This window comes from Psychrobacter sp. M13 (assembly GCF_030718935.1).
In the GTDB taxonomy this organism is placed as follows: domain Bacteria; phylum Pseudomonadota; class Gammaproteobacteria; order Pseudomonadales; family Moraxellaceae; genus Psychrobacter; species Psychrobacter immobilis_G.
In genome coordinates, this window is record NZ_CP132195.1 from 18,676 (window position 1) to 29,784 (window position 11,109).

An 11,109-nucleotide genomic window follows, 5' to 3' on the forward strand; every position below is an offset into this window, starting at 1 on the left:
TTCAATAGTTGGCTGAGCCTGTGACACTATATTTTCCTTTTGTTATTATCAATAAAGAATTTATGGATTATTCAATGTTGCTATAATAATGGCTCTACGCAGAGCTTTTAAGTATTGGGTTTTAAGACCTAAAATGAGTGAGTACCTATACCAGTCATACATTACCTTCCAGTTCACATTTTGTAAACATACTCAAGTATAAACAGTATTTTTCCGTATAGAGTGACTACGACGCTAGTTCATTTTGTTCGTGATAATCGGCATCAATGTGCTTATTTATTACGCTTACTTTCTAAAAATATCATGTCAATTATAATCAATGCGACACCGACACAGACACCTATATCTGCAACATTGAAAATAGGATAATTCCAGACATCAGCATAATGCACATGGATAAAGTCAACCACTTTACCAATTCTTAAACGATCGATTAAGTTGCCAATCGCACCACCGAGCATTAAGGCTAACCCCATGGACAATAGCTTGGCTGCACGTGGCGATTTGATTAAATAAACCGTTAAAAAGATAGCCATTACAAAAGCTAAGCCTGAGAAAAACCATTTCTGCCAACCGCCAGCGTCGGCTAAAAAGCTAAATGCTGCCCCATAGTTATAAGCGAGTGTCCAGTTGAGAAATGGTTCAATGACCGGTACGGGGTCATTGAATGCTAATTTGGTTTGGGCCAACCACTTGGTCCATTGATCAAGTATTAATACCATTATCGCCAATAAATACCAGATAAAAGCGCGACTGCCATTGGCAACCATTTTTGGCATTTTGTCCAACTTACCTTTAGTTGTTATGGAGTTGCCTGAAGTCACGTACATAGCTTTAGGCGTATGATTCATGGTTTTAGAGTCAATCGATTGATGAGTACTACTCACAGCTATAGGTACTTTATTGTCAGCAATATTAGTACTAGCCGATTCAACGCTATTCAATTTAGTACTATCTAATCTGTCGGTAGATTCAGTCATAGTTGTTTTCTTTATCTGTGTTTATACAATGAACAATGTTAAACGTATATGTTTTGGTATACGACTATTAATCGCGCCACTTTTATAAACGGCTCCACTTACCGCTCTGGTATTATGAAACTTACGGTAATAATTTTTTATTAGGGAATCTGTTGATTGATTTCAACATTAACCTGAGTCTGTTCAGCGCTAATCACTATAGGATTACCAGATAAGTCGCCTGACTCTGCTATGGCATTACCGCTATGACTAATACGAGCAACGACTGCTAACTGAGTTTTGTCACTACGAGCTGAATTTAACGTGCGATCTGGCATCATCGCATCAAGATTGCTTAAGCGGATACTGGCCTCACCTTGCTTAATAACACTAATGGGTAAACGTTTGGCGGCAAACGGTGGACCTCCTTTAACGTCACGAATCGCAATAAATAACACGTCATCACCCTTGACTAACGGTAATAAACTGGCGTTAATTTTCACTGTCACGTCAATACCTTCTAGTGCTTGCTTTTCTTGCGTGCTAACGTAGTTGCTCAACTCATCTAAGCTTGCTAATGCTTTAGTATGATTACCTGGTTTGGTCACAATACTGTCTTGTAAGCGTTTAATCCAACCTTGCGCTTGGGCAAAGTTACTACTACGAGTCTCACCCATTGCCATGAGCATTTGAGCCCGTTCATGCTGCGGATTTTTAGCTAATATAGCTTGTAATACACGGCGAATATTAGCGTCTAACTGACCTTCATTAACAAAAAAGCTAGTCTGAGCATAAGTGGTGGCGATTTCTTCATTTTCAGGAGCTAAACGATAGGCACGCGATAAGGCTTCCAGCGCAGAATCAGTTGCCTCCATAGATAAGAAAAGCTCGGATAGGCGCATCCAGCGATTAGGATCATCAGCATTACGATGAACATTGGTTTGCATAGCGCTAATCAGCTGACGACCATCTTCAAACGCCCATGATGGCGGCTTGTCAATTTTAGCTGTCAATAGGTCGTCAGCCACTTGTCCTACTTTGTCCTCAGCTGTCCACAAATCAAACACGGGCGTACGATTGCCTATTAGTAAGTACGCCATTGCAGCCAATATTGGGATCCAAGCTGCGACAATTAAACGGCTTTTGACATCAGGGGTGACCATAGGTGTTATCTGACGCTGCGCATCTAATAGCTGACGCTCCAGCTCCAGCTTTTGATTTTGATAATGGCTATTATTAATAGTACCGCTGTCTTTATCTGTTTGTAGCTCAGCTAAACGTTCGCGAAATACTGCAACATTAATATCTAGCAGTTGATTGTCTATTGGTTTGGACTGCGAACGCGGTGCTCGTAGCCATGGCATAATAGCAATTAGCGCAAATATAAGAGCAATCAGCAAGCTTAGAGTTACAAATAAGCCAAAAGTAGAAAATAGGGTCATTTTTTGTCCTCTATGCTAGTAATATCGTGGTCGACATTCTCAGCTTGCGATAATAGACGATCAAGCTCAGCCTTTTCCGCAGAGGTCAAGGCAGCAGTACTGTCCACTGTAACGCCGCTTTGACCACTGGCGACAACTTGGCGACGCTTACTTTGCCAAAACCAGCCGATGATTAAGACGAGCAATAACAGTGGTGGAAAAAACCATAGGATCCATGTCGATGGTCGCATAGGCGGCTTGTAGCTAATAAAGTCACCGTAGCGCTCTTGCATATAAGCGCGTATTTCAGCATCACTACGTCTATCTTTAATTGAATCATAGACTTTTTGCTTTAGATCCTGTGCAATCGGCGCATCAGAGGCTGCAAGGTTCTGATTTTGGCATTTTGGGCAGCGAAACTCTTCTATTAATCCACGATACTGAGCTTCTTGCTGTGGTGAGTCAAAATCGTATACGTCAATAGCTGCGTTTGCCGTCATGTTAAGCAGACACGCTAGTATTAAGCTTATTATTTTTAAAATTATATTGGGTTTTATTTGAGGAGCTCTTATTCGAGTAACGTTCATTTGCACATCTCCTCAACCTGAATGGGATCAGGACTATCGTTGTTCTTATTAGCCTCATTAAGCACTGTCAGGCACGGCTTAACACGCTGTTGCCAATTGGCTTCATTAATCTCACCAACAATATGCTGACGAATGATGCCATCTCCATCCACAACAAAGGTTTCGGGCGCACCAGTTATGCCTAAGTCTAGAGCAAACTGACCCAATGAATCCTGAATAGACATAGAAAATGGATCACCGCCTCGGTTTAAGTAACTGAGCGCATTACCAATCTCATCCTTATAATTCACACCAACGATATCAACGCCGCGCTCTTCTAGTTGCATTAAAAACGGATGCTCAATAACGCAAGTTGGGCACCATGAGCCCCAAACATTAAGTAAAAACGGCTTATCTGGCAAATTATCATTGGTGATAGTACGGGTAGTATCTGCTAATAACGGCAGCTCAAAGGTAGGAACCGGACGCTCAAGAGCGGTATTGGTCACAATGTCTGTTGGTTTACCTAAGCGCATGTACAATATAACTACCAAACCAAAAAAGAGGATAAGCGGAATTAAGAACCATAGCTTCGTCTGCTTTTTTTTCATTGTCTTTGGGTTACGCTGCTTACTGTTTTGGCTATCTTTTTGCTCAGGAGTATTATTCGACATAGTCATTTATTTCTCCTTTAGTGTCGACATCGTCGATGCTGAGATTGCCTGCTCAATAGCTACCTCATTGACTCCATCAGTAGCCAGATCACCAGTAACTAGCAATGGAGCTTTAACTTTTTTGATGCGGTATCGTTTATCAAGCATGCTAATTAATCCACCTAGAGCCATGATAATTGCCCCTAACCAAATCCAGCGAATTAATGGTTTTACATAAATCCTTAATGCCCATTGGTTACTACCATCGGCAATAGGTTCGCCCAGTGCGACATAAACATCGCGCATTAGGCTAGCATCAATGGCCGCCTCAGTGGTCGGCATAGTGCTAATGATATAAGTACGCTTTTCTGGATTCAGTTTCGCCACTTCACGACCGTTTTTGGATACCACGACTTGCGCCTGCGTTGCATCAAAGTTACTACCCTTTATTTCAAAAAATTCAGTTACTTCAAAATCGTAACCTTGAACATTGACTGTATCGCCAATACCCATTGCTACGTCACGCTCAATACTCAAGCTACTAGTAAAGGCTATGCCAATGACAGCAACCAATACGCCAATATGAGCAGTCTGTTGACCCCAATAGCTCAGACGCAACTGCCGCAAACCGTTAAAAAGATTAGGCGCATTCTTAGTTTTATCTTTAAAATCAACTGCCATCCATAGCAGTACCCAAAAGCTAACGGCTAAAGTCACACCAATATTAAGCATAGACGATGGATTAACAAAGTAAGTAATAATGGCGGCTAATACTAAGCTACTAACGGCGATGACCATGCCTATACCCAGTAGTGGACGGGTGTCTTTTTTCCAGCGAATATTTGAGCCCATACCCATAGCTATTAATAACAGCCATGTTAAAGGTACAAATAGTGCATTAAAATAAGGAGGGCCAACGGACACTTGTCCTAAACCAAAGGCATCAGCGATAATAGGATAGAGGGTGCCGAGCAGCACCACTAAGGTTGCAATCAAAATGATAGCGTTGTTGATCACTAAAAAGGACTCACGTGAAATCAGCTGATATTGACTTTCAACGGTTAAATGCCAACCGCGAACGGCAAACATTAATAGACCACTACCGATGATAATGCCAAGAATAGCTAAGATGACCAAACCACGCGTCGGATCAGCGGCAAACGAATGCACTGAGGTGAGAACCCCAGAGCGCACGAGGAACGTGCCAAGCAAGCTTAAGGCAAAGGCGAAAATAGCCAGCATGATGGTCCATGCTTTAAACACCCCGCGCTTTTCGGTGACTGCTAATGAATGCAGCAATGCTAAGCCGACAAGCCAAGGCATAAACGAGGCGTTCTCTACAGGATCCCAAAACCACCAACCGCCCCAGCCAAGCTCGTAATAGGCCCACCACGACCCTAGTGCAATACCAATGGTCAAAAATCCCCAAGCCGCTAGCGCCCATGGACGTGACCAGCGTGTCCAAGCAGCATCTAAACGCCCTTCCCACAATGCCGCCATACAAAAAGCAAACGGCACGACCATACCCACATAGCCCATATATAACATGGGTGGATGAATAATCAGACCGAAATCTTGTAGGACAGGATTTAAATCAGCGCCATCGACCGCTAAATTGGGTAAAGTACGCTCGAACGGTGACGAGGTAAATATCAGCATCGTTAGCATCATTAACTGTACACCAGCCAAAATTACTAATACCCGCGCGCGCATTGACAGCGGCAGACCACGGCTAAAGTAAGATACTAGTGCACACCATGTCGCCATGATGGTCATCCATAGCAGCAAAGAGCCCTCGTGTCCGCCCCATGTCGCCGATAACTTATAGTACCAAGGCAACAGCGTATTGGAATGCTGCGCGACGTAACTGAGGCTAAAATCATTATAATAAAAACCTGCTATCAAAGCGCCAAATGACGTTATCATGGCGGCAAACTGTGCCCAAGCTAAGCTAGGGGCTAGTCGTTGCCAAGCAACTTGGTTACGAATAACACCAATAGTTGGCAGAATTACCTGCAATAACGCCAATACAAAAGCGGTAAGCAAGGCAAAATAGCCCAATTCTGTAATCAACATACGGTCTAACCTTATTTACTCTAATGCGGTTGCACTTTACTGTAGCGGTGGGATTGTTATTATTAGAACCCACCCTCGAAATCTGCTGCTATCTCTAGTTTTCAACTGATTTCGAAGGGTTTTATTTAACTACTTTAGGCGGAGTTACCAGTGGAGGCGCGCCTTTAAAGCGCAGTAAACGCAGTGCATTAAGGGTAACCAGAACCGTAGCACCAGCGTCAGCCAACACAGCGATCCATAAACCAGTAATGCCGAATACGGTCGTGATCAAAAAGACGCCTTTGAGACCCAAAGCGAAAATGACGTTCTGATGAATGTTGCTCATGGTGGCGCGCGACAGTGCAATCAGATGCGCCATATCTGTCACGCGACTTTTTAATAATGCGATATCGGCCGTCTCAATGGCCACATCGGTACCACCACCCATCGCGATGCCAACATCAGCGGTTGCTAGCGCTGGCGCATCGTTAATACCATCACCCACCATCGCTATTTTGCTGTTATTCTTCATCTCGTTAAGCAAGCGCAGTTTGTCCTCAGGCAACAGCTCAGCTTCCCATTCCACGTCTAAATTACTGGCAAGTGCTTGAGCGGTTAAGCGGTTATCGCCTGTCAGCATGACGGAGCGCACACCCATCGCTTTAAGCTGAGCCACACCTTCATGAGCGTCGTCTCGTAACTCGTCTCTTAGTGCTACCAGTCCAAGCACCGCTCGACTTTGTTCATCGAAAAGAACTGAGACGGTCTTGCCCTCATTTTGCAGCGCCTCAATTTGTGCCTGTTGTTTGGATGAAATCAATGCCTCATCGGCTGCATAAACAGGCGAACCGATAGCTAGCGCGCGCCCAGCGATAGTTGCGTGTACCGCTTTACCCGCAGTAGCAGAAGCTTTAGAAGCCACAGGTATGACAACTTTGGCGGCTTTAGCATGACTGACAATGGCTTCAGCAAGCGGGTGACTAGAACCTGTCTCCACACTGGCAAAGAGCGCCAATACCTTATCTTTACCTTGAGAACCCTGATCCTGAGAATCCTGACTTTGAACACTTGGGTACTCTTGAATAAAGGCAACAATGTCAGTAACGCGTGGCTTACCCTCAGTTAAGGTGCCGGTTTTATCAAAAGCGACTGTCTCCACTTTGCCGATGGTTTCTAAAGCACTACCCCCTTTAATCAGCAATCCGCGGCGCGCACCGACCGCCAGACCAGAAGCAATGGCAGCTGGTGTGGATAGCACAAGGGCACAGGGACAGGCAATTAGCAATAGTGCCAAACCGCGATACAACCAAGTTCCCCAATCGCCGCCCATAGCTAACGGTGGCACGACGATAATTAATGCGGCAATAGCCATCACTGCTGGAGTGTAATAGCGACTAAACTTTTCAATGAAACGGGCGGTAGGCGCTTTAGAAGCTTGCGCTTGCTCTACCAGTTCAATAATTTTTGCAATCGTATTATCGGCAGCCGTTTTCTCCACCCGTACTTGTAACACGCCATCGATATTAATCGACCCTGCAAATACAGTATCTCCCATATTTTTAGCAACAGGAACCGACTCTCCAGTAACAGGTGAATCATCTAGGCTGGATGCACCTTGAACAATCTCGCCATCGGCAGATACTCTATCGCCAGGACGGACGAGCACAAGATCATTCACTTGTAGTGAGGACGCTGGAACATCACGTTGCCCCCCTTGCGCATCGAGTAAAATGGCGGTCTTTGGAACCAACGATGCTAAAGCTCTAATGCCAGCACGAGCGCGATCAGCAGCGATACTCTCGAATAGCTCTCCGATTGAGAACAAGAAAACAACCGCTGCGGCCTCTTCAGCCTCACCAATGACAAGAGCACCAAGCACGGCAACGGACATCAGCGTTTCAATTGAAAAAAACGAGCCTGTTTTAGCCAGTGCCAAAGCTTTGCGAGCAAATGGAAAAACACCTACAATTACGGCAATGGCAAACACCCATATGCCATAAGCGGGGAAAAGTAATGACAGCGCATAAGCGCTACCCATCAAAATGCCGAGACCAACAACCTGTTTGCCTTTGTGAGTTTGCCACCACCGCTTATCCTGCGGGGCCATCTGATTATCGCTGTCAATATCGATAGCCGATACAGTTTGTTGACCAGTATTGGCAGAGATGCCGAACCCTAGGCTTTTGATGGTTTTTTCAATATCACTAAGTTGAGTCGGCGCACCAGGGGCCAAGCTTAGCTCTAGCGTTTCTGTAGCAAAATTTAGCTCAACATCAGAAACCCCAGGCATACGTTTCAAAGCTGTTTCAATCTTGCCGATGCAACTGGCACAGTCCATACCTTCAATATTATATTTCATAATAATTTACCCTTTGAATAGTGATATTATGAACCCTCTAGTGGCTTTAGAGTCAAGGTTGTCTATCTACAGTTTTGTAAATTTAATTTCTCTAGCGCCAGTCTTTACAGCCACTTTAATTATTTAAATCATAGAGGTTATTATGACAATCAAAATTGGTGAGCTCGCTAAATGCACAGGAGCTACAGTAGAAACCATTCGCTATTATGAAAAGGAGGGGTTATTACCAGAGCCTTCTCGCAGCGCAGGGAATTATCGTTTATATAATGAAGAGCACATTGAGCGTCTACAATTTATCCTACACTGCCGTACGCTTGACATGGCTTTAGACGAAGTAAGAATCTTACTTGAATACTGGGAGGAACCTGATAAAGACTGTGGTGATGTGAGCTCCTTACTAGATGAGCAAATTCATGCCGTAGAAATAAGAATGGAAGAACTGATGTACTTAAAGCAGCATCTGACTGTTTTGCGCCAGAAATGTGCAAGTAGTGCACCAGCGGTATCATGTGGGATATTAAAGGCTCTTGCCGATAATTCTTGTCATAAATAGCATCTATTTTTACTAGTCAAATCGTGAAACTTAAATACGCCCTGATCTTAAGCACAAAAAAACCAGCAATGATAGTAAGATCACTACTGGGTTGGAGGAAAGAATAACTATGTTGTGCTGACTTATCAGGTCTTATTTATCATTCATAGCAAGGTAGATATTGCGATCTGATGCGGATGCATCATCAACGAATTTTGAATCGCGCCATGTCGTATAAGCATAGACACCACTGTATGGACTGATACTTCTTTGACGAAAGTCAGAAATCCAATTCTCGCCGTCAAAAATTTGAATATGACCGTATGGACGTTTTGATGAGCGATCATAGACGATAACATCACCCACTTGAGTCGGCATGTCATTGCTGATTTTGCTGAAACCTGCTTTATCAAGCGTGCCACGAGTAGCATATTGATAGGCTGCTGGGTTAGGGGTAAACTCGTAGCCAGCTGATTGTAGCGCTTTACGTACATAGCGGGCACAATATCCAGAGCTGCCAGATAAAGCCACTCGTGATGCTTGCGCAGCAGCACGAGCAGGTGCTGAATTACTATCAGGAACCGTATTAACTTGCTGCTGTTGTTTTTCAGCATATAAGCGGCTGTTTAATGATGAAAGCTGACTCTCTTTTTGCTTGGCTTGCGCACTTAAATTGCTAATTGCTTGACTGATTTCGTCGTTATTTGAGACATAATCACCGCTTTTTGTGCTGTAGAGGTTCTTTGATGAACCGTAGTTTGATGCCACAGAAGTATTAGTGATAGTATTATTTGTTTGAAAGGTTGTTATAGCCGCACCACTCGTTTGTGCTATGCCCATACCCAGTACTGATAAAATCAATAAAGCCTGTTTCATAAATCTACTACCTACGGTTAATTCAAAATAGGCTGTTATCAATAACAGCGCAGTCAATTAAATTTCAACAACTCAAGCATATACGCGTCGTAGTGAGTAATACTTATGTTGCAAAATGCTTATCTAAAGTGTGATCAGGAGCGCTGGCAACCTTGTTAAAGCCATGTGAAGCTATTGAAAATCAAGCGGTTGACCAAAACACAAAGCCGACTTTAGCACAAGCTATAAAACATGTCACCACTGTTGAAAATCACAAAATAACTCTCTTTATGATAAAAAGAGCATTGAAAAAACCTATTTTTCTATGTAATTTTGTGTAACATACATAGAGTATAGCTGACTAAATTGACAACAATTTCTACTGTTTTATAAGCAAAAAAACGTCTGATGGTTAAATCTATAATTTAGATTTAACCATCAGACGTTTTTTTATTGGATTGAAGTAATTATGCTATATAGGGTTTAACTAATTATTAAGATAATATAATAATTTATAGTGTCAATATAGATTTTAATTCCCTACTAGCTTATGTAATATTACGTAATTGTTTCGATACATCCTGTATATTCTTGTATTATTCCTTAATTGTTTATCCGTTTTAAGAGTAAATAATCAATAAATCGGCTTACATTGTCATCAAAAGTTACAAATTCAAAGGTATTTTTGCTTTTAAAGTCTTAATAGCTAATTAAATTTTTGATCGAGAATCATTTTATAAGCAATAAAACAGTCTTATACCTGCCTCATTTACTTTTAACGCTAACACTATAATCAAACTATTGTTAACTTCTAACACACTATAATTGCTGCTCTACAGATTCAATATCAGCATAAACTTGAGTCGTTCCGTCTTTATTGAGCTGCATAATTTGATAAGGCTGAAACTTATTTTGATACTCCATACCTGGGCTACCAACAGGCATGCCAGGTACGGCAAGACCCATAGCTTGTACTGGCGGATTCTCTAAAAATTGCGCCATATACTTAGCAGGTACATGGCCTTCAAAGACGTAATCATCAGTAGTGACTACCGTATGACAAGACCGCATCTCAGTTGGAATGCCGTAACGCTCTTTAAATCCTGCTAAGTCCGCAACATCGTGCGCAGTTGCACTTAGACCATTATCTTCTGCATGACTTATCCATTCTTTACAGCAGCCGCAATTGGCATCTTTATAGACCGTGGCTGAGACGTTTTCTAGTAGGTCTGGTTTACTTACTGACATTGTCATCATATGAGCACTTTTAGCGTTTGGTTCATCTTCCTTTAAAGTGATAGCTGTTGCATTTTCGGTTGTTACTGATGTTGTGCTTGCATCAGATACGCCACTACTCGGTTGGCTACAAGAAAATAGTGATGAGGCGGCAAGTAATACTAACGTACTACGCAACCCCTTAGACAGATGACGATTGAATATAAGACTGGATTTCATTTTTAAGGGGGTCATAGTGCTCTCTCATGTATTGTAAATATTGTGAGCCAGAGAAGGCCACGTAACACTTCATATCGTTTAACAAGGTAGCATAATAACCCATCAAACGGGGTACGTAAATTTATCCATTGAGCAGTGCGGACTGGTATCATAAGCAGTTTTTATTTTGAAATGCTGCCTGTAGTATTAACGGGTCTATCTGAGTTTTGGATTTTGACTAAAAATTCAAAACTCATAATTTTGGATAATTTGCG

General features: G+C 42.6%; 9 protein-coding genes. 1 reads left to right on the forward strand and 8 read right to left on the reverse strand.

Translation table 11 applies throughout. The annotated features are described in order from the left end of the window. Positions 1-272: 272 nt before the first annotated feature. The 6 genes from lspA to Q9G97_RS13545 all read right to left on the reverse strand — a co-directional run bounded on the left by lspA (position 273) and on the right by Q9G97_RS13545 (position 8,013). Positions 273-980: a signal peptidase II gene (lspA, locus tag Q9G97_RS13520; RefSeq protein ID WP_290179034.1), complete on the reverse strand. Its 708-nt coding sequence runs from the start codon at positions 978-980 to the stop codon at positions 273-275. 140 nt (positions 981-1,120) lie between these two features. Next, positions 1,121-2,401, reverse strand: a complete 1,281-nt coding sequence (gene ccmI, locus Q9G97_RS13525; protein ID WP_290179035.1) for a c-type cytochrome biogenesis protein CcmI — start codon at positions 2,399-2,401, stop codon at positions 1,121-1,123. After that, positions 2,398-2,880, reverse strand: a complete 483-nt coding sequence (locus Q9G97_RS13530; protein ID WP_371747955.1) for a cytochrome c-type biogenesis protein — start codon at positions 2,878-2,880, stop codon at positions 2,398-2,400. The genes ccmI and Q9G97_RS13530 overlap by 4 nt, the downstream gene beginning before the upstream one ends. 83 nt (positions 2,881-2,963) lie before the next feature. Continuing rightward, positions 2,964-3,626: a DsbE family thiol:disulfide interchange protein gene (locus Q9G97_RS13535; RefSeq protein WP_371747956.1), complete on the reverse strand. Its 663-nt coding sequence runs from the start codon at positions 3,624-3,626 to the stop codon at positions 2,964-2,966. Beyond that, entirely contained in the window at positions 3,627-5,675 is a 2,049-nt protein-coding gene (locus tag Q9G97_RS13540) for a heme lyase CcmF/NrfE family subunit (protein WP_305900354.1), read from the reverse strand. A gap of 121 nt (positions 5,676-5,796) precedes the next feature. Beyond that, positions 5,797-8,013, reverse strand: coding sequence for a heavy metal translocating P-type ATPase (locus tag Q9G97_RS13545; RefSeq protein ID WP_305900355.1), 2,217 nt, complete (start codon positions 8,011-8,013; stop codon positions 5,797-5,799). Positions 8,014-8,155: 142 nt separating this feature from the next. Between Q9G97_RS13545 and cadR the strand changes: the two genes are divergently transcribed. Continuing rightward, positions 8,156-8,566 carry a Cd(II)/Pb(II)-responsive transcriptional regulator gene (gene cadR, locus Q9G97_RS13550; protein WP_305900356.1) on the forward strand — a complete coding sequence of 137 codons (411 nt, stop codon included), beginning with the start codon at positions 8,156-8,158 and terminating at the stop codon, positions 8,564-8,566. Positions 8,567-8,698: 132 nt separating this feature from the next. On the opposite strand, the gene Q9G97_RS13555 is transcribed toward cadR, so the two are convergent. Beyond that, positions 8,699-9,421 (reverse strand): CHAP domain-containing protein, encoded by a 723-nt coding sequence (locus tag Q9G97_RS13555; protein WP_305900357.1) that lies wholly within the window; start codon positions 9,419-9,421, stop codon positions 8,699-8,701. 798 nt (positions 9,422-10,219) lie between these two features. Further along, complete coding sequence (locus Q9G97_RS13560; protein WP_305900358.1) at positions 10,220-10,870, reverse strand: DUF411 domain-containing protein; 651 nt, start codon at positions 10,868-10,870, stop codon at positions 10,220-10,222. Positions 10,871-11,109: the final 239 nt, after the last annotated feature.

Excerpts from the sequence above, each read along its gene's own strand:
- Q9G97_RS13530 (WP_371747955.1), bottom strand. The coding sequence starts at position 2,880 with ATGACGGCAAACGCAGCTATTGACGTATACGATTTTGACTCACCACAG.
- cadR (WP_305900356.1), top strand. The coding sequence starts at position 8,156 with ATGACAATCAAAATTGGTGAGCTCGCTAAATGCACAGGAGCTACAGTA.
- Q9G97_RS13560 (WP_305900358.1), bottom strand. The coding sequence starts at position 10,870 with ATGACCCCCTTAAAAATGAAATCCAGTCTTATATTCAATCGTCATCTG.
- Q9G97_RS13535 (WP_371747956.1), bottom strand. The coding sequence starts at position 3,626 with ATGACTATGTCGAATAATACTCCTGAGCAAAAAGATAGCCAAAACAGT.
- Q9G97_RS13545 (WP_305900355.1), bottom strand. The coding sequence starts at position 8,013 with ATGAAATATAATATTGAAGGTATGGACTGTGCCAGTTGCATCGGCAAG.
- ccmI (WP_290179035.1), bottom strand. The coding sequence starts at position 2,401 with ATGACCCTATTTTCTACTTTTGGCTTATTTGTAACTCTAAGCTTGCTG.
- Q9G97_RS13540 (WP_305900354.1), bottom strand. The coding sequence starts at position 5,675 with ATGTTGATTACAGAATTGGGCTATTTTGCCTTGCTTACCGCTTTTGTA.
- lspA (WP_290179034.1), bottom strand. The coding sequence starts at position 980 with ATGACTGAATCTACCGACAGATTAGATAGTACTAAATTGAATAGCGTT.
- Q9G97_RS13555 (WP_305900357.1), bottom strand. The coding sequence starts at position 9,421 with ATGAAACAGGCTTTATTGATTTTATCAGTACTGGGTATGGGCATAGCA.